General features: G+C 69.8%; 17 protein-coding genes. 16 read left to right on the forward strand and 1 reads right to left on the reverse strand.

Annotated features, from left to right (window positions below; translation table 11 throughout):
- Positions 1 to 3: 3 nt before the first annotated feature.
- From OOK07_RS37450 to OOK07_RS37520, 16 genes are all read left to right on the forward strand, one after another.
- Entirely contained in the window at positions 4 to 849 is an 846-nt protein-coding gene (locus OOK07_RS37450; RefSeq protein WP_266802195.1) for a glycosyltransferase family 2 protein, read from the forward strand.
- A gap of 122 nt (positions 850 to 971) precedes the next feature.
- Positions 972 to 1,901, forward strand: a complete 930-nt coding sequence (locus tag OOK07_RS37455; RefSeq protein WP_266686627.1) for an ABC transporter permease — start codon at positions 972 to 974, stop codon at positions 1,899 to 1,901.
- Entirely contained in the window at positions 1,783 to 2,691 is a 909-nt protein-coding gene (locus OOK07_RS37460) for an ABC transporter ATP-binding protein (RefSeq protein WP_405670298.1), read from the forward strand. Before OOK07_RS37455 ends, OOK07_RS37460 begins: the two co-directional genes overlap by 119 nt.
- A 357-nt stretch (positions 2,692 to 3,048) precedes the next feature.
- A complete protein-coding gene (gene hpnC, locus OOK07_RS37465; RefSeq protein WP_405670297.1) occupies positions 3,049 to 3,981 on the forward strand; it encodes a squalene synthase HpnC in 933 nt (310 codons plus the stop codon).
- The gene (hpnD, locus tag OOK07_RS37470; RefSeq protein ID WP_266686630.1) at positions 3,978 to 4,928 is read left to right on the forward strand and encodes a presqualene diphosphate synthase HpnD; all 951 of its coding nucleotides are present in this window, start codon (positions 3,978 to 3,980) and stop codon (positions 4,926 to 4,928) included. Before hpnC ends, hpnD begins: the two co-directional genes overlap by 4 nt.
- The gene (locus OOK07_RS43530; protein ID WP_353962332.1) at positions 4,928 to 5,068 is read left to right on the forward strand and encodes a DUF6380 family protein; all 141 of its coding nucleotides are present in this window, start codon (positions 4,928 to 4,930) and stop codon (positions 5,066 to 5,068) included. Before hpnD ends, OOK07_RS43530 begins: the two co-directional genes overlap by 1 nt.
- Positions 5,065 to 6,573 carry a hydroxysqualene dehydroxylase HpnE gene (hpnE, locus tag OOK07_RS37475; protein ID WP_405670296.1) on the forward strand — a complete coding sequence of 503 codons (1,509 nt, stop codon included), beginning with the start codon at positions 5,065 to 5,067 and terminating at the stop codon, positions 6,571 to 6,573. Before OOK07_RS43530 ends, hpnE begins: the two co-directional genes overlap by 4 nt.
- Before the next feature lie 59 nt (positions 6,574 to 6,632).
- Positions 6,633 to 7,700, forward strand: a complete 1,068-nt coding sequence (locus tag OOK07_RS37480) for a polyprenyl synthetase family protein (RefSeq protein ID WP_266800909.1) — start codon at positions 6,633 to 6,635, stop codon at positions 7,698 to 7,700.
- 116 nt (positions 7,701 to 7,816) lie between these two features.
- The gene (gene shc / locus OOK07_RS37485; protein WP_266800911.1) at positions 7,817 to 9,826 is read left to right on the forward strand and encodes a squalene--hopene cyclase; all 2,010 of its coding nucleotides are present in this window, start codon (positions 7,817 to 7,819) and stop codon (positions 9,824 to 9,826) included.
- Positions 9,826 to 10,467: a phosphorylase family protein gene (locus OOK07_RS37490; protein WP_266800913.1), complete on the forward strand. Its 642-nt coding sequence runs from the start codon at positions 9,826 to 9,828 to the stop codon at positions 10,465 to 10,467. Before shc ends, OOK07_RS37490 begins: the two co-directional genes overlap by 1 nt.
- A gap of 5 nt (positions 10,468 to 10,472) precedes the next feature.
- Positions 10,473 to 11,495, forward strand: a complete 1,023-nt coding sequence (gene hpnH, locus OOK07_RS37495; protein WP_266802199.1) for an adenosyl-hopene transferase HpnH — start codon at positions 10,473 to 10,475, stop codon at positions 11,493 to 11,495.
- Positions 11,496 to 11,499: 4 nt separating this feature from the next.
- On the forward strand, positions 11,500 to 12,675 hold the full coding sequence (gene ispG, locus OOK07_RS37500; protein WP_266800915.1) for a flavodoxin-dependent (E)-4-hydroxy-3-methylbut-2-enyl-diphosphate synthase: 1,176 nt from the start codon (positions 11,500 to 11,502) through the stop codon (positions 12,673 to 12,675).
- Between the two features lie 31 nt (positions 12,676 to 12,706).
- The gene (gene dxs / locus OOK07_RS37505; RefSeq protein ID WP_266800916.1) at positions 12,707 to 14,641 is read left to right on the forward strand and encodes a 1-deoxy-D-xylulose-5-phosphate synthase; all 1,935 of its coding nucleotides are present in this window, start codon (positions 12,707 to 12,709) and stop codon (positions 14,639 to 14,641) included.
- Positions 14,638 to 16,023 (forward strand): aspartate aminotransferase family protein, encoded by a 1,386-nt coding sequence (locus tag OOK07_RS37510; protein ID WP_266800917.1) that lies wholly within the window; start codon positions 14,638 to 14,640, stop codon positions 16,021 to 16,023. The genes dxs and OOK07_RS37510 overlap by 4 nt, the downstream gene beginning before the upstream one ends.
- A 92-nt stretch (positions 16,024 to 16,115) precedes the next feature.
- Positions 16,116 to 16,790 (forward strand): helix-turn-helix domain-containing protein, encoded by a 675-nt coding sequence (locus tag OOK07_RS37515; RefSeq protein WP_266800919.1) that lies wholly within the window; start codon positions 16,116 to 16,118, stop codon positions 16,788 to 16,790.
- The gene (locus OOK07_RS37520) at positions 16,787 to 16,912 is read left to right on the forward strand and encodes a DUF6126 family protein (RefSeq protein ID WP_266686640.1); all 126 of its coding nucleotides are present in this window, start codon (positions 16,787 to 16,789) and stop codon (positions 16,910 to 16,912) included. The genes OOK07_RS37515 and OOK07_RS37520 overlap by 4 nt, the downstream gene beginning before the upstream one ends.
- A gap of 37 nt (positions 16,913 to 16,949) precedes the next feature.
- Here the strand turns inward: OOK07_RS37520 and OOK07_RS37525 are convergent, their stop codons facing one another.
- Positions 16,950 to 17,747, reverse strand: a complete 798-nt coding sequence (locus OOK07_RS37525; protein ID WP_266800921.1) for a tyrosine-protein phosphatase — start codon at positions 17,745 to 17,747, stop codon at positions 16,950 to 16,952.
- Positions 17,748 to 17,815 lie beyond the last annotated feature (68 nt).

Here is a 17,815-nt window from a genome sequence, read left to right on the forward strand (position 1 = left end):
ACCATGGGCAACCGCCCCGACGAGCTCCGCGCCCTCCTCGACTCGGTCGCCAAGCAGGACGGCGACCGCGTCGAGGTCGTCGTGGTCGGCAACGGCTCGCCGGTCCCGGACGTCCCTGAAGGTGTCCGCAGCATCGAGCTGCCCGAGAACCTCGGCATCCCCGGAGGCCGCAATGTCGGCATAGAGGCCTTCGGCCCCAGCGGCCGCGACGTCGACGTGTTGATGTTCCTCGACGACGACGGCCTCCTCGCGGGGCACGACACCGCCGAGCTGTGCCGCCGGGCCTTCGAGACCGATCACGAGCTCGGCATCATCAGCTTCCGCATCGCCGACCCCGACACGGGGCTCACCCAGCGCCGCCACGTCCCGCGGCTGCGCGCGGCCGACCCGATGCGCTCCTCCCGGGTCACCACCTTCCTCGGGGGCGCCAACGCCGTACGCACCCAGGTCTTCGCGGAAGTCGGCGGCCTCCCGGACGAATTCTTCTATGCCCACGAGGAAACCGACCTGGCATGGCGGGCTCTCGACGCGGGCTGGATGATCGACTACCGGTCCGACATGGTGCTGTACCACCCCACAACCGCGCCCTCGCGGCACGCGGTCTACCACCGCATGGTCGCCCGCAACCGCGTCTGGCTGGCCCGCCGCAACCTCCCCGCGCTCCTCGTCCCGGTCTACCTCGGGGTCTGGCTGCTGCTCACCCTCGTCCGCCGCCCCACGCGGCCCGCCCTCAGGGCGTGGTTCGGCGGGTTCCGTGAAGGCTGGACCACCGCGTGCGGACCGCGCAGGCCCATGAAGTGGCGTACGGTGTGGCGGCTGACCCGACTGGGCCGGCCCCCGGTGATCTGACAAGCTCGTTCCTGTGAGCGACTGCCGACCCCTACCCGGGTCGACCGCCGACCCAACCCGGTTCACGAGCTCTTGCCATTGCCCGCACGGGCTGCGCATCCCGAAGACGAAAGTTTCCACCAGTGAGTGAGTCAACGCACGACGGCACGGTCGCCCTGAGCGCGCCCGTATCGCCCGACGAGGGCCTCGTGGCGGAACAGCTCGCCGCCAAGTACGGGCTGACCGTGAGCGGCGCCCGGCCCTCCCTCGTCGAGTACGTCCGCCAGCTCTGGGACCGGCGTCACTTCATCCTCGCCTTCTCGCGGGCGAAGCTGACCGCTCAGTACAGCCAGGCCAAGCTCGGCCAGCTCTGGCAGGTGGCGACCCCGCTGCTGAACGCGGCCGTCTACTTCTTCATCTTCGGCGTCATCCTGAACGCCAGCCGGGGCATGTCGAAGGACGTCTACATTCCGTTCCTGGTCACGGGCGTCTTCGTGTTCACCTTCACGCAGAGCTCGGTGATGGCCGGCGTACGGGCGATCTCCGGCAACCTCGGCCTGGTCCGCGCGCTGCACTTCCCGCGCGCCTCGCTGCCGATCTCCTTCGCGCTGCAGCAACTCCAGCAGCTGCTGTTCTCGATGATCGTGCTGTTCGCCGTGGCGATCGGCTTCGGCAGCATCCCGGACCTGTCCTGGCTGCTGATCGTGCCGGTGCTCGCGCTGCAGTTCCTGTTCAACACCGGCCTGGCCCTGATCATGGCCCGCGCGGGCGCCAAGACCCCGGACCTGGCCCAGCTCATGCCCTTCATCATGCGTACGTGGATGTACGCGTCCGGCGTGATGTTCTCGATCCCCATCATGCTGGCCGACAAGCCGCAGTGGGTGGCGACCGTCCTGCAGTGGAATCCGGCCACCATCTACATGGACCTGATGCGCTTCTCGCTCATCGACGACTATGGCGCCGAGAACCTTCCCGATCACGTCTGGGCGGCCGCCGGCGGCTGGGCCGCGCTGTGTGCCCTCGGCGGCTTCGTGTACTTCTGGAAGGCGGAGGAGAGGTACGGCCGTGGCTGAGCACAACCCCGGGCAGCGGGACGAGCGGATCCCCACCGTCATCGCCGACGAACTGCACATCGTCTACCGCGTCAACGGCGCCAAGACCGGCAAGGGCAGCGCCACCGCGGCCCTCAGCCGCATCATCAAGCGAGGCGCAGACGACTCGGCGCGCGGGGTGCGCAAGGTGCACGCCGTCAAGGGCGTGTCCTTCGTCGCCTACCGCGGCGAGGCCGTCGGCCTGATCGGCTCCAACGGTTCCGGAAAGTCGACCCTCCTGCGCGCCATCGCCGGTCTGCTCCCGGCGGAGAAGGGGCGTGTCTACACCAACGGCCAGCCCTCGCTGCTGGGCGTGAACGCGGCCCTGATGAACGACCTGACCGGCGAGCGGAACGTCATATTGGGCGGGCTCGCCATGGGAATGTCCCGCGAGCAGGTCAGGGAGCGCTACCAGGACATCGTCGACTTCTCCGGCATCAACGAGAAGGGCGACTTCATCACCCTGCCGATGCGCACCTACTCCTCCGGCATGGCGGCCCGTCTGCGCTTTTCCATCGCCGCCGCCAAGGACCACGACGTCCTGATGATCGACGAGGCGCTGGCCACCGGTGACCGCAAGTTCCAGAAGCGCTCCGAGGAACGCATCCGCGAGCTGCGCAAGGAGGCCGGCACGGTGTTCCTCGTCAGTCACAACAACAAGTCGATCCGCGATACCTGCGACCGCGTCCTGTGGCTGGAACGCGGCGAGCTGCGCATGGACGGGCCCACCGAAGAGGTCCTCAAGGAGTACGAGAAGTTCACGGGCAAGTAGTCCACTCCGGCCTGGACGGACAGGCCAGGACGCTTCGCGGGGCCCCGCCGGAACTGTTCCGGCGGGGCCCCGCGTCTGCAAAGGAAACGTCAACTGGCGCCCGCCCCAGGAATCTTGAAGCCAATCGGTGTGTTGTTGTGATGTGCAGGACACCCCAGGGAAGCTCACTGCGTTGTACAACGTAAGCTGTACCGGTCCCGAAACGCGGCAAACCGGGGCGATAATGCGCGACACCCTCAAGCCGGACAGCCGGGCGGGCCGCCGGGCGGCGTGTCCGAAATAGTATGCATTGGGACAACAGTGTAGAACGGGAGATGTGACGGCAATGGCTACGGAAACTCCCCAGCTGTGCGCAGCATGTGCCGTCCCCGCGCCGGGCAGTCACCGGTGACGGGAACCGGCACGCCGCACACCGGTGACCCGGAGCGCGGCACGCTCGACAAGGCCGCGGGTGAGAACTTCCCCGTGGCGCCGTTCTTCCTGCCCAAGGCCTGGCGCGCCGACCTCATGGCCGTGTACGGCTTCGCCCGCCTCGTCGACGACATCGGCGACGGTGATCTGGCCCCCGGCGGCGCCGACGCGCGTCTGCTCGGCGTGTCGGCCGAGGAGGCCGGAAACCGCCTGCTGCTCCTGGACGCCTTCGAGACGGACCTGAACCGGGTCTTCGACTCGGCCCCGCGCCACCCCCTGCTGCGCCGCCTCCAGCCGACCGTCCGGCGTCACGCGCTGACCCCCGAGCCCTTCCTCGGCCTGATCGCAGCCAACCGCCAGGACCAGCTCGTCAGCCGCTACGAGACCTACGACGACCTGCTCGCGTACTGCGAACTCTCGGCCAACCCCGTCGGCCGCCTCGTCCTCTCCGTCACCGGCACGTCGACCCCCGAGCGCATCCGCCTCTCGGACGCGATCTGCACCGCCCTCCAGATCGTCGAACACCTGCAGGACGTCGCCGAGGACCTCGGCCGCGACCGTATCTATCTGCCCGCCGAGGACATGAAGCAGTTCCATGTGCTAGAGGCGGATCTCGCCACGCCGACCGCGGGCGCATCGTTGCGCGCACTGGTCGCATACGAAGCGCAACGCGCCCGCGATCTCCTGAATGAAGGCGCCCCCCTGGTGGGTAGCGTCCACGGCAGGTTGAAGTTGCTGCTTGCGGGGTTCGTGGCGGGGGGGAGGGCGGCGATCCGTGCGATCGACGCCGCGGAATACGACGTACTTCCCGGCCCGCCCAAGCCCGGCAGGGTCCAGCTGCTGCGCGAGGTGGGCGTGACTCTGCGAGGAGAGGGGTGATCCGGACCGTGGAGTCGGAACAACACGTGTCCGCACCGGTACTCGCCGCCTACAGCTACTGCGAGGCCGTCACCGGACAGCAGGCACGCAACTTCGCGTACGGCATCAGGCTGCTGCCGACGCCCAAGCGTCGCGCCATGTCGGCGCTGTACGCGTTCTCCAGGCGCGTCGACGACATCGGCGACGGCGCGCTGGCGGACGACGTCAAGGAGGCACGACTCGAGGGCACCCGTGCGCTGCTGGCCCGGGTGCGCGAGGGGGCGGTCGCCGAGGACGACATCGACCCGGTGGCCGTCGCCCTCACCCACGCCGCCGAAACCTTCCCGGTCCCGCTCGACGGACTGGACGAGCTGATCGACGGCGTGCTGATGGACGTCCGGGGCGAGACCTACGAGACCTGGGACGACCTGAAGGTCTACTGCCGCTGTGTCGCGGGCGCCATCGGGCGGCTCTCGCTCGGCGTGTTCGGCACGGAACCGGGGGCGCGCGGCGCCGAGCGCGCGCCGGAGTACGCCGACACGCTGGGGCTGGCGCTGCAGCTCACCAACATCCTCAGAGACGTCCGCGAGGACGCCGAGGGCGGTCGTGCGTATCTGCCCTCCGACGACCTCGCGAAATTCGGGTGCTCGGCCGGGTTCAGCGGGCCGACCCCGCCGGAGGGCTCCGACTTCGCGGGCCTCGTGCACTTCGAAGTGCGACGGGCCCGCGCTCTTTTCGCCGAGGGCTACCGGCTGCTCCCCATGCTCGACCGGCGTAGCGGCGCCTGTGTCGCCGCCATGGCCGGCATCTACCGCCGTCTGCTCGACCGCATCGAGCGCGACCCCGAGGCCGTGCTGCGGGGCCGGGTCTCGCTGCCCGGGCGGGAGAAGGCGTACGTTGCCGTCCGCGGCCTGTCCGGGCTGGACACCCGGCATGTGACGCGGAGGACCGTCAGGAGGCGGGCCTGATGGACAAACAGGGTCAAGGTGATTCCACCGGAGAAAGGCAGCACGCAACCCTCCGGGCGGGGACGGCGTCCCTGACTGCAACGGCCTGCTGTTGTGCACGGTTCAACCACGGCGGGCGCGCAGGGGAGGACGCACGATGAGCGAGGACATGCGGTCCGACGATTCGCCCGCGGATCCGGCGGGGCGTCCTGCAAGGGACGCCGTCGTGATCGGTGGCGGGCTCGCCGGCATCACCGCCGCGCTCGCGCTCGCCGACGCCGGAGTGCGTGTCACCCTGGTCGAGGGCAGGCCCAGACTCGGCGGCCTCGCCTTCTCCTTCCAGCGCGGCGAGCTGACCGTCGACAACGGACAGCATGTGTACCTGCGCTGCTGCACCGCCTACCGCTGGTTCCTCGACCGCATCGGGGGGACGGCGCTGGCGCCGCTGCAGGATCGTCTCGACGTGCCCGTACTCGACGTCGACAAGCCTGAGGGACGGCGGCTCGGCAGGCTGCGGCGCGACGCGCTGCCCGTGCCCCTGCATCTGGGGCGCAGCCTTGCGACGTATCCGCATCTCTCGCTCGCCGAGCGGGCCAGGGTGGGGCGTGCCGCGCTCGCGCTCAAGGGGCTCGACCTCGCCGATCCGGCCCTGGACACCCAGGACTTCGGCAGCTGGCTGACCGCGCACGGTCAGTCGGCGCGTGCCGTCGAAGCCCTGTGGGACCTGGTCGGGGTCGCCACCCTCAACGCGGTCGCGGGCGACGCCTCGCTGGGGCTCGCCGCGATGGTGTTCAAGACCGGTCTGCTGTCCGACCCGGGCGCGGCCGACATCGGATGGGCGCACGTCCCGCTGGGCGAACTGCATGACCGTCTCGCCCGCAAGGCGCTCGACTCCGCGGGCGTCCGTACCGAGGTCCGTACACGCGTCACCTCCCTCTCTGACGAAAACGGACGTCTGCGCGTTCAGGTTCCCGGCGAGGAACTCGAAGCGGACGCGGTCGTGCTCGCCGTACCCCAGCGCGAGGCCCACGCTCTTCTGCCGGCAGGCGCCCTCGACGCCCCTGACCAGCTGCTCGACATCGACACCGCCCCGATCCTCAACGTGCACGTCGTCTACGACCGGAAGGTGCTGAACCAGCCGTTCTTCGCGGCCCTCGGCACCCCCGTGCAGTGGGTCTTCGACCGCACCGACGCCTCCGGCCTGCGCGAGGGCCAGTACCTGGCGCTGTCCCAGTCGGCCGCCCACGACGAGATCGACGAGCCGGTCGCCGCGCTGCGCGAGCGCTATCTGCCCGAGTTGGAGCGGCTGCTGCCCGGCACCCGCGACGCAGAGGTGAAGGACTTCTTCGTGACCAGGGAGCGCACGGCGACGTTCGCTCCGACCCCAGGCGTCGGGCGGCTGCGGCCCGGCGCCCGCACCAGGACCCCGGGCCTGTACCTGGCCGGAGCGTGGACCGCCACAGGGTGGCCCGCGACCATGGAGAGTGCGGTCCGCAGTGGCGTGAGTGCGGCGGACGCCGCGCTGAGCGCCCTGGGCCGGCCCCGCCCGCGTCACCTCTTCGACTTCGAGGAGGCGGCGTACCGCATCTTCCCGGGGGACAACCCCCGGACTCCCGGCCGAAGGCTGGAGGGGACCGGCGCGTCCTTGCGAGGTGGGCGTCAGTGAAGGTCGATCAGCACGCGGCAGGCCCCCGCACCCCCGGTACCGCAACAAGAGGAGAGACTGTGCCCACTGTGCCCCCGGCCGAGACGGCTGCCGACGCGGTGGACGTGACCGCGCTCCTGGAGCGCGGCCGGACCCTTGCCACACCGGTACTGCGGGCGGCCGTAGACCGCCTGGCACCCCCCATGGACACCGTTTCCGCCTACCACTTCGGCTGGATCGACGCCGAGGGCAACCCCGCGGACGGGGACGGCGGCAAGGCCGTACGTCCCGCCCTCGCGGTGCTGTCCGCCGAGGTCACCGGAGCCGCCCCCGAGGTCGGCATCCCCGGAGCCGTCGCCGTCGAACTGGTCCACAACTTCTCGCTGCTGCACGACGACCTGATGGACGGCGACGAACAGCGCCGCCACCGCGACACCGTCTGGAAGGTGCACGGCCCCGCCCAGGCGATCCTGGTCGGCGACGCCCTGTTCGCCCTCGCCAACGAGGTCCTGCTGGAGCTCGGCTCGGTCGAGGCCGGCCGTGCCACCCGCCGCCTGACCACCGCCACCCGCGCCCTGATCGACGGCCAGGCCCAGGACATCTCCTACGAACACCGCGACCGCGTCAGCGTCGAGGAGTGCCTGGAGATGGAGGGCAACAAGACCGGCGCCCTGCTCGCCTGCGCCAGCTCCATCGGCGCCGTGCTCGGCGGCGCGGACGACCGCACCGCCGACACCCTGGAGAAGTACGGCTACCACCTGGGCCTCGCCTTCCAGGCCGTCGACGACCTCCTCGGCATCTGGGGCGACCCGGTCTCCACCGGCAAGCAGACCTGGAGCGACCTGCGCCAGCGCAAGAAGTCCCTGCCGGTCGTGGCCGCGCTCGCGGCGGGCGGTGCCGCCTCCGAGCGGCTCGGCGAGATCCTCGCCGCCGACGCCAAGAGCAGCGACTTCGAGACCTTCTCCGAGGAGGATTTCGCCTACCGCGCCGCCCTCATCGAGGACGCGGGCGGCCGCCAGTGGACAGCCCAAGAGGCACGTCGTCAGCACACCATCGCCATCGAGGCCCTGCACGCCATCGACATGCCCGACCGGGTACGGGACCGGTTCACGGCGCTCGCGGACTTCGTCGTCGTACGAAAGAGATGATCGTTATCGGTCGCACAAACCTCGCGTAGTCGCCGGCCGGTGTCGCGGGAAGAACGGCACCGGCCGACGGCGGACCCACAGCAGCACGACTCGCACGACTGCACTAAGGGGAAGCCATGACAGCGACGACCGACGGAAGCACCGGGGCCCTGCCGCCCCGAGCTGCCTCGGCCAGCGAAACCGCCAGAACGAACCCCGTGGCGGCCGGGGTGCGCGATGCCGCCGTACGCGCCGTACAACGCTCCACCGGCTTCCTGCTGTCCACGCAGGACGCCGAGGGCTGGTGGAAGGGCGACCTCGAGACCAATGTGACCATGGACGCCGAGGATCTGCTTCTGCGGCAGTTCCTGGGCATCCTGGACGAGGCCACCGCGCGGGCCGCCGCCCTGTTCATCCGCGGTGAGCAGCGCGAGGACGGCGCCTGGGCCACCTTCTACGGCGGGCCGGGCGAACTCTCCGCCACCATCGAGGCGTACGTCGCCCTGCGCCTGGCCGGCGACGAGCCGCAGGCGCCGCACATGGCGAAGGCCTCGGCCTGGGTCCGCGAGCGGGGCGGCATCGTCTCGGCCCGTGTCTTCACCCGGATCTGGCTCGCCCTGTTCGGCTGGTGGAAGTGGGCGGACCTCCCCGAACTCCCGCCGGAGCTCATCTACTTCCCCAAGTGGATGCCGCTCAACATTTACGACTTCGGGTGCTGGGCCCGGCAGACCATCGTGCCGCTCACGATCGTGTCCGCGAAGCGGCCGGTGCGGCCCGCGCCCTTCCCCCTCGACGAGCTGCACGCCGACCCGGACAACCCGAATCCGCCCAAGCCACTTGCTCCGGCGGCCAGTTGGGACGGTGCCTTCCAGCGTCTGGACAAGGCGCTGCACCAGTTGCGCAAGGTCGCGCCGCGCAGACTGCGCAAGGCGGCCATGAACTCGGCGGCCCGCTGGATCATCGAGCGGCAGGAGAACGACGGCTGCTGGGGCGGCATCCAGCCGCCGGCCGTGTACTCGGTGATCGCGCTGTATCTGCTGGGCTACGACCTCGAACACCCGGTGATGCGCGAGGGATTGGCGTCGCTGGACCGTTTCGCCGTGTGGCGCGAGGACGGTGCGCGGATGATCGAGGCCTGCCAGTCGCCCGTCTGGGACACCTGCCTCGCCACCATCGCGCTCGCCGACGCGGGCGTGCCGGCCGACCATCCCCAGCTCGTCAAGGCGGCGGACTGGATGCTCGGCGAGGAGATCGTCCGCCCCGGCGACTGGTCCGTGAAACGGCCCCAACTGCCGCCCGGCGGATGGGCGTTCGAGTTCCACAACGACAACTACCCCGACATCGACGACACCGCCGAGGTCGTCCTCGCGCTGCGCCGCGTCAAGCACCACGACCCGGAGCGGGTGGAGAAGGCGATCGGGCGCGGGGTGCGCTGGAACCTCGGGATGCAGTCGAAGAACGGCGCGTGGGGCGCCTTCGACGTCGACAACACCAGCCCCTTCCCCAACCGCCTGCCGTTCTGCGACTTCGGTGAGGTCATCGACCCGCCCTCCGCGGACGTCACGGCACACGTGGTGGAGATGCTGGCCGTCGAGGGCCTCTCGCACGACCCGCGCACCCGGCGCGGCATCGAGTGGCTGCTCGCCGAACAGGAGCCGGACGGCTCGTGGTTCGGGCGTTGGGGCGTCAACTACGTGTACGGCACCGGGTCCGTCGTACCCGCCCTCGTCGCGGCCGGCTTCCCCGCCTCGCACCCGGCGATCCGGCGGGCCGTCGCCTGGCTGGAGTCGGTCCAGAACGACGACGGCGGCTGGGGCGAGGACCTGCGCTCGTACAAGGACGTCAAGAAGTGGAGCGGTCGCGGAGCGTCCACCGCCTCGCAGACGGCGTGGGCGCTGATGGCCCTGCTGGCGGCGGGCGAGAAGGACTCCAAGGCCGTCGAGCGCGGAGTCGAGTGGCTCGCGGCCACCCAGCGCGAGGACGGTTCCTGGGATGAGCCGTACTTCACCGGGACCGGCTTCCCGTGGGACTTCTCGATCAACTACCACCTCTACCGGCAGGTGTTCCCGCTCACCGCACTCGGCCGTTACGTGCACGGAGAGCCCTTCGCCAAGAAGCCGCCGCTCGCCGAGGTCAAGGGGGGCTGATGACCACACAGCCCGCCCCGGCCCCGCTGCTGATCGCCTGCGCGCTCGGCATCGAGCGTCTCGCCCTGCGCATGAGCGACCGAGGGGGCGCCGGCGGTCCTGTCACCGTCCTGCGCACCGGCATGGGGCCCGAGGCGGCCGAGCGGTCCGTCACCCGGCTGCTGGCCGACCCCGCCCTGCGTGAGGCGGCCGTGCTGGCCACCGGCTTCTGTGCCGGGCTCGCCCCCGGGATGCACCCCGGCGATCTGGTCGTCGCCGAGGAGACCCGGGATCCGGACGGAACCGTTCCGTGCGTCGGGACCGACCTCCTGGTCAAGGAACTCGCACGGGCCCTGCCCGGGCGGGCCGTCCACACAGGGCCCCTGACCGGCTCTGATCACGTCGTCCGCGGTCACGAAAGGTCGGATCTGCTCGCAACCGGCGCGATCGCGGTCGACATGGAATCCGCTGCGACGCTGCTGAGCGCCGTACGCACAGGCGAGCGCCCGGTTGCGGCCGTACGAGTGGTCGTGGACGCTCCTGAACATGAACTCGTCCGGATCGGCACGGTACGCGGTGGAATATCAGCCTTCCGCGTACTTCGCTCCGTTCTTCCAGCCTTTTTCGAATGGCACCGTTCTTTGCTGCTCCCCCGGAGGTGAGCCAGATGGCCATGCCGCTGCGCCAGTCCATCAAGGTCGCTACGTACTTGGCTGAACAGAAGTTCCGCAAGCGGGACAAGTTCCCGTTGATCGTGGAGCTGGAACCTCTCTTCGCATGCAATCTGAAGTGCGAGGGTTGCGGCAAGATCCAGCACCCGGCGGGTGTGCTCAAGCAGCGCATGCCGGTCGCGCAGGCCGTGGGGGCGGTGCTGGAGTCCGGTGCGCCGATGGTGTCGATCGCCGGCGGCGAACCCCTGATGCACCCTCAGATCGACGAGATCGTGCGGCAGTTGGTGGCGAAGAAGAAGTACGTCTTCCTCTGCACCAACGCCATGCTGCTGCGCAAGAAGATGGACAAGTTCAAGCCCTCTCCCTATTTCGCCTTCGCCGTGCACATCGACGGGCTGCGGGAGCGGCACGACGAGTCCGTGGCGAAGGAGGGTGTGTTCGACGAGGCCGTGGAGGCCATGAAGGAGGCCAAGCGGCGCGGCTTCCGGGTGACCACCAACTCGACCTTCTTCAACACGGACACCCCGCAGACCATCATCGAGGTGCTCAACTTCCTCAACGACGACCTCAAGGTCGACGAGATGATGATCTCGCCCGCCTACGCCTACGAGAAGGCGCCCGACCAGGAGCACTTCCTGGGCGTGGAGCAGACCCGCGAACTGTTCAAGAAGGCCTTCGCGGGCGGCAACCGCAAGAAGTGGCGGCTCAACCACTCGCCGCTGTTCCTCGACTTCCTGGAGGGCAAGGTCGACTTCCCCTGCACCGCCTGGGCGATCCCGAACTACTCGCTCTTCGGCTGGCAGCGCCCCTGCTACCTGATGAGCGACGGGTACGTGCCGACGTACCGCGAACTGATCGAGGACACCGACTGGGACAAGTACGGCCGAGGCAAGGACCCGCGCTGCGCCAACTGCATGGCGCACTGCGGCTACGAGCCCACCGCCGTCCTCGCCACGATGGGATCCCTGAAGGAGTCCCTGCGCGCCATGCGCGAGACGGTCTCCGGAAACCGGGAGTGACGTCGTGACCGCCATTTCCTTGGGCGTCCCCGAGGTGCCGGCCCGTCCGATCGCCGAGCGGCGCCTGTCGCGGCAGATCCAGGTCGGGCCGGTGGCGGTCGGGGGCGGGGCACCGGTGTCGGTGCAGTCGATGACCACGACCCGTACGTCGGACATCGGGGCCACCCTTCAGCAGATCGCCGAACTCACCGCGTCCGGCTGCCAGATCGTGCGGGTGGCCTGTCCGACGCAGGACGATGCGGACGCGCTCGCCACCATCGCCCGCAAGTCGCAGATCCCGGTGATCGCCGACATCCACTTCCAGCCCAAGTACGTCTTCTCGGCGATCGAGGCCGGGTGTGCGGCGGTGCGGGTGAACCCCGGCAACATCAAGCAGTTCGACGACAAGGTGAAGGAGATCGCGCGGGCCGCCAGGGACCACGGCACCCCGATCCGGATCGGGGTCAACGCGGGTTCACTGGACCGGCGTCTGCTGCAGAAGTACGGCAAGGCGACCCCGGAGGCGCTGGTCGAGTCGGCCCTGTGGGAGGCGTCCCTCTTCGAGGAGCACGACTTCCGGGACATCAAGATCTCGGTCAAGCACAACGACCCGGTCGTGATGATCGAGGCGTACAAGCAGCTCGCCGCCCAGTGCGAGTATCCGCTGCACCTCGGTGTCACCGAGGCAGGTCCGGCCTTCCAGGGCACGATCAAGTCGGCCGTCGCCTTCGGCGCGCTGCTCTCGCAGGGCATCGGCGACACGATCCGCGTGTCCCTGTCCGCGCCTCCCGTGGAGGAGGTCAAGGTCGGCCTCCAGATCCTGGAGTCCCTGAACCTCAAGCAGCGCGGCCTGGAGATCGTCTCCTGCCCGTCCTGCGGGCGGGCCCAGGTCGACGTCTACAAACTGGCCGAGGAGGTCACCGCGGGCCTGACCGGCATGGAGGTCCCCCTCCGCGTCGCCGTCATGGGCTGCGTCGTCAACGGCCCCGGCGAGGCCCGCGAGGCCGACCTCGGCGTCGCCTCCGGCAACGGCAAGGGCCAGATCTTCGTCAAGGGCGAGGTCATCAAGACCGTCCCCGAGTCCAAGATCGTGGAGACCCTCATCGAAGAGGCCATGAAGCTGGCCGAGCAGATGGAGCAGGACGGGGCCGCATCGGGCGCCCCCACCGTCTCGGGGAAACCGGCAGTGACGGTGAGTTGAAGCAAGGCACGGACCGAGAGGGGGCCCGAGCGTGACGATGCTGGAGAACATCCGGGGACCACGCGACCTGAAGGCGCTGTCCGAGGCGGAACTCGGTGAACTGTCCGAGGAGATCAGGGAGTTCCTGGTGCACGCGGTGGCCAGGACCGGCGGACACCTCGGGCCCAACCTGGGGGTGGTGGAACTCTCCATCGCGCTCCACCGGGTCTTCGAGTCGCCGGTCGACCGCATCGTGTGGGACACCGGTCACCAGAGCTACGTACACAAGATCCTGACGGGCCGTCAGGACTTCTCCAAGCTCCGCGGAAAGGGTGGCCTGTCCGGCTACCCGTCGCGCGAGGAGTCCGAGCACGACATCGTCGAGAACAGCCACGCCTCCACCGCGCTCGGCTGGGCCGACGGCCTCGCCAAGGCCCGCCAGGTGCAGGGCGAGAAGGGACACGTGGTCGCGGTCATCGGCGACGGCGCGCTCACCGGCGGCATGGCCTGGGAGGCGCTGAACAACATCGCGGCCGCCAAGGACCGGCCGCTGATCATCGTCGTCAACGACAACGAGCGCTCGTACGCGCCGACCATCGGCGGCCTGGCGAACCACCTGGCCACCCTGCGCACCACCGACAGCTACGAGAAGGTGCTCGCCTGGGGCAAGGACGTGCTGCTGCGCACGCCCGTCGTCGGCAACACCGTCTACGAGTCGCTGCACGGCGCGAAGAAGGGCTTCAAGGACGCCTTCGCCCCGCAGGGCATGTTCGAGGACCTGGGTCTCAAGTACGTCGGTCCGATCGACGGGCACGACATCGGGGCCGTCGAGTCCGCGCTCCGGCGCGCGAAACGCTTCCACGGCCCGGTCCTCGTCCACTGCCTCACGGAGAAGGGCCGCGGCTACGAGCCCGCCCTCGCCCATGAGGAGGACCACTTCCACACCGTCGGCGTGATGGACCCGCTCACCTGCGAGCCGCTCGCGCCGTCCAACGGCCCCTCCTGGACCTCGGTGTTCGGGGACGAGATCGCCGCGATCGGGGAGGAGCGGGAGGACGTCGTGGCGATCACGGCGGCCATGTTGCACCCGGTGGGCCTCGGCAAGTTCGCCGCACGCTTCCCGGAGCGTGTGTGGGACGTCGGCATCGCCGAGCAGCACGCGGCGGTGAGCGCGGCCGGGCTGGCGACCGGCGGTCTGCACCCCGTCGTCGCCGTCTACGCCACCTTCCTCAACCGCGCCTTCGACCAGCTCCTGATGGATGTGGCGCTGCACCGCTGCGGGGTCACCTTCGTCCTGGACCGCGCCGGCGTCACGGGCGTCGACGGCCCGTCCCACAACGGCATGTGGGACATGTCCATCCTCCAGGTCGTGCCGGGGCTGCGCATCGCCGCTCCACGCGACGCCGACCAGTTGCGCGCCCAGTTGCGCGAGGCCGTCGCCGTCGACGACGCTCCGACGCTGGTCCGCTTCCCCAAGGAGTCGGTCGGTCCAAGGATCCCGGCGATCGACCGGGTGGGCGGACTCGACGTCCTGCACCGCGGCCCGGACACACCCGAGGTGCTGCTCGTCGCCGTCGGCGTGATGGCGCCCGTCTGCCTCCAGGCCGCCGACCTGCTGCAGGCACGCGGGATCTCGTGCACCGTCGTCGACCCCCGCTGGGTCAAGCCCGTCGACCCGGCGCTCCCGGGCCTCGCGGCCGAACACCGACTGGTGGCCGTCGTCGAGGACAACAGCCGTGCGAGCGGGGTGGGAGCCGCGGTGGCGCTGGCGCTCGGCGATGCCGAAGTCGACGTGCCCGTACGGCGGTTCGGCATCCCGGAGCAGTTCCTCGCGCACGCCAAGCGCGGTGAGGTGCTCGCCGACATCGGGCTGACGCCGGTGGAGGTGGCCGGCCGGATCAGCGCGAGCCTCGCCGTCAAGGAGGCCGAGGACACTCTGGTCGTCAAGGAGCAGGCGGACGGCCCAGTCAAGGAGAAAGCTGAATGACCAAGGAGTTCGACCTCGGCGCTCTCCTGGCCGAGCGCGGAGCCGAGCGCTACGAGCTGCACGGCAGGTACCTGAACCACCAGCTCCCGCGCATGCTGCACACCATCGGCTTCGACAAGGTCTACGAGCGCGCCGAGGGCGCCCACTTCTGGGACGCGGACGGCAACGACTACCTGGACATGCTGGCCGGGTTCGGAGTGATGGGCCTCGGGCGCCACCACCCCGTCGTCCGCAAGGCGCTGCACGACGTCCTCGACGCCCAGCTCGCCGACCTCACCCGCTTCGACTGCCAGCCGCTGCCCGGACTGCTGGCCGAGAAGCTGCTCACGCACAGCCCGCACCTGGACCGGGTGTTCTTCGGCAACAGCGGTACCGAGGCGGTGGAGACCGCGCTGAAGTTCGCCCGGTACGTCACCGGCAGGCCGAGGATCCTGTACTGCGACCACGCTTTCCACGGTCTGACCACCGGGTCGCTCTCGGTCAACGGCGAGGACGGCTTCCGGAACGGCTTCGCCCCGCTGCTGCCCGACACGGCCGTCCCGCTCGGTGATCTCGACGCCCTGGCGCGGGAGTTGAAGAAGGGCGATGTCGCCGCCCTGATCGTCGAGCCGATCCAGGGCAAGGGTGTGCACGAGGCCCCGCCCGGCTATCTCCGGGCTGCCCAGGAACTCCTGCGCAAGCACAGGGCGCTGCTCATCGCCGACGAGGTGCAGACGGGCCTCGGCCGCACCGGGGACTTCTACGCCTACCAGCACGAGGACGGCGTCGAGCCGGACCTGGTGTGCGTGGCCAAGGCCCTGTCCGGCGGCTATGTGCCGGTCGGCGCCACCCTCGGCAAGGACTGGATTTTCAAGAAGGTCTACTCGTCCATGGACCGGGTGCTCGTCCACTCGGCCAGCTTCGGCTCCAACGCCCAGGCCATGGCGGCGGGCCTCGCCGTGCTGTCCGTCATGGAGGACGAGCAGATCGTCGCGGGCGCGCGCGTGACCGGGGAGCAGCTGAGGTCCCGGCTTGCGGCGCTGATCGACAAGTACGAGCTGCTCGCCGACGTCCGCGGCCGGGGCCTGATGATCGGCATCGAGTTCGGCAGGCCCAAGTCGCTGAAGCTGCGCAGTCGTTGGACCATGCTGCAGGCGGCGCGCAAGGGCCTGTTCGCGCAGATGGTCGTCGTACCGCTGCTGCAGCGGCACAGGATCCTCACCCAGGTCTCCGGAGACCACCTGGAGGTCATCAAACTGATCCCGCCGCTGATCATCGGCGAGCAGGACGTGGACCGGTTCGTCGACGCCTTCACGGCCGTGATGGACGACGCACACAGCGGGGGTGGCCTGATGTGGGACTTCGGCAAGACACTGGTGAAGCAGGCGGTCGCCAACCGATAGGGCGGTCGCGAACCGATAGGCACAACGGCGGCTCTTTTGCCTCTGAGGCAAAAAATTTGCCGCAGAGGCAAGGCTCCGGCTGAATGGAGAGCATGAGCTCTCCAGAGGCAGAGGCAGAGGCAGAGGCAGAGGCAGAGCCGGAGCCCGGGCGCGCGGCACCGGGCTCGTCGGCCGGGCGGACGGAGTTCCTGCCCGCCGTCGCACCACAGCTTCGCGCGCTGCGCCGCCGGGCCTCCCTCACCCTGGAGACCGCGGCCCGCGCCGCCGGACTGTCACCCGCCCACCTGTCCCGGCTTGAGACCGGACAGCGCCAGCCGTCGCTGCCGATGCTGCTCGCCCTCGCCCGTATCTACGCTACGACCGTCTCGGAACTGCTCGGCGAGACGGTCGCCGACCGGGACGCCGTCGTACGCGCCACCGACATGGAACCGACCGTGGCGGGCGGCTGGACCTACTGGCAGGCCGGCGCGCCCGGCCGCGGCATGCAGGCCCTGCGCGTCCACGTACCGTACGGCTCGCAGGGCGACATCGTGCGCGTGCACCCCGGCGAGGAGTGGCTGTACGTCCTCCAGGGACGCCTGCGGCTGCGCCTCGGGGACACCACGCACCGGCTCACCGCCGGAGACAGCGCGCACTTCGACTCGCTGACCCCGCACCGGATCGCCGCCGAGGACCCCGACGGGGTCGAGCTCCTGTTCGTCCACACCCTTCTGCAGAGCCCCACGGCCACGCTGTGCCTGGGCCCGATCACCGGAGACATGCCATGAGCGACAGGAACATGGAGGAGAAGTTCCCGCGCGCCCTGTGGGTGCGCCTGATCATCTACATCGCGGTGGGGCATCTCTTCGCCGCCTTCATCTACCTGCTGTTCGCGGTGGGGGCGAAGTAGGCGAAGATCAGTGAGGCGGTGACGCCGGCTCACCGGCCTAGTCGAGGAGCCGCTCGCGCAGGCTCTCGCGGATTTGCGGGGTGAGCCCGAGGCCCTGCTCCAGGTAGGTGCCGACGTCGCCCCACGTCTCCTCGATGGTCTCGAAGGCGGCGGCCAGATACTCGGCGCGCGCCTCGAACAGGGGGCTGAGCAGTTCCATGACCTCGGGGGAGTAGCCGGCGGCGGAGCTGCCGCTGCGGTGCACCTTGTAGCGGCGGTGCTTGGCGTTCGACTCCAGGTAGTCCGCGACGATCGCCTCGCGTTCCACGCCCAGGGCGAGCAGCGTCACGGCTATCGACAGGCCCGCACGGTCCTTGCCCGCGGCGCAGTGCATCAGTGCGGGCACGCTGTCCTCGGCGAGTGAGCGCAGTACGTGGGCGTGCTCGGCGGTGCGCTCCCTGATGATCGTGCGGTAGGAGACGATCATGCGGTTGGCCGCCTTGCCGTCGCCGAGGATGCCGCGCAGCTGGTCGATCTCACCGTCGCGGACCATCTTCCAGAACTCGGAGCCGTCCGCCGGATCGGTCAGCGGAAGGTTCACGTTCCGTACGCCCGGCAGTTCGACGTCGGGGCCCTCCAGCTTCTGGTCCGCCGCATTGCGGAAGTCGAAGACCGTGTGCAGGCCCAGGGAGGCCAGGAAGGCAGCGTCCTCCTCCGTCGCGTGTGCGAGGTGGCCGCTGCGGAACAGCACCCCGTACCGCACCCGCCGTCCGTCCGTGGCCGGGAGCCCACCCACATCGCGGAAGTTACGGACTCCGGTCAGCTCCGGCTCGGTCGACGGGATCTGCTGCGTCACGGGGGCTCCTCCCACTCCGCCCGGCCGACGGGCTCGTCGTCGGGCACGCTTTCGACGATACGACATGG

The organism is Streptomyces sp. NBC_00078 (genome assembly GCF_026343335.1).
Lineage (GTDB): Bacteria > Actinomycetota > Actinomycetes > Streptomycetales > Streptomycetaceae > Streptomyces.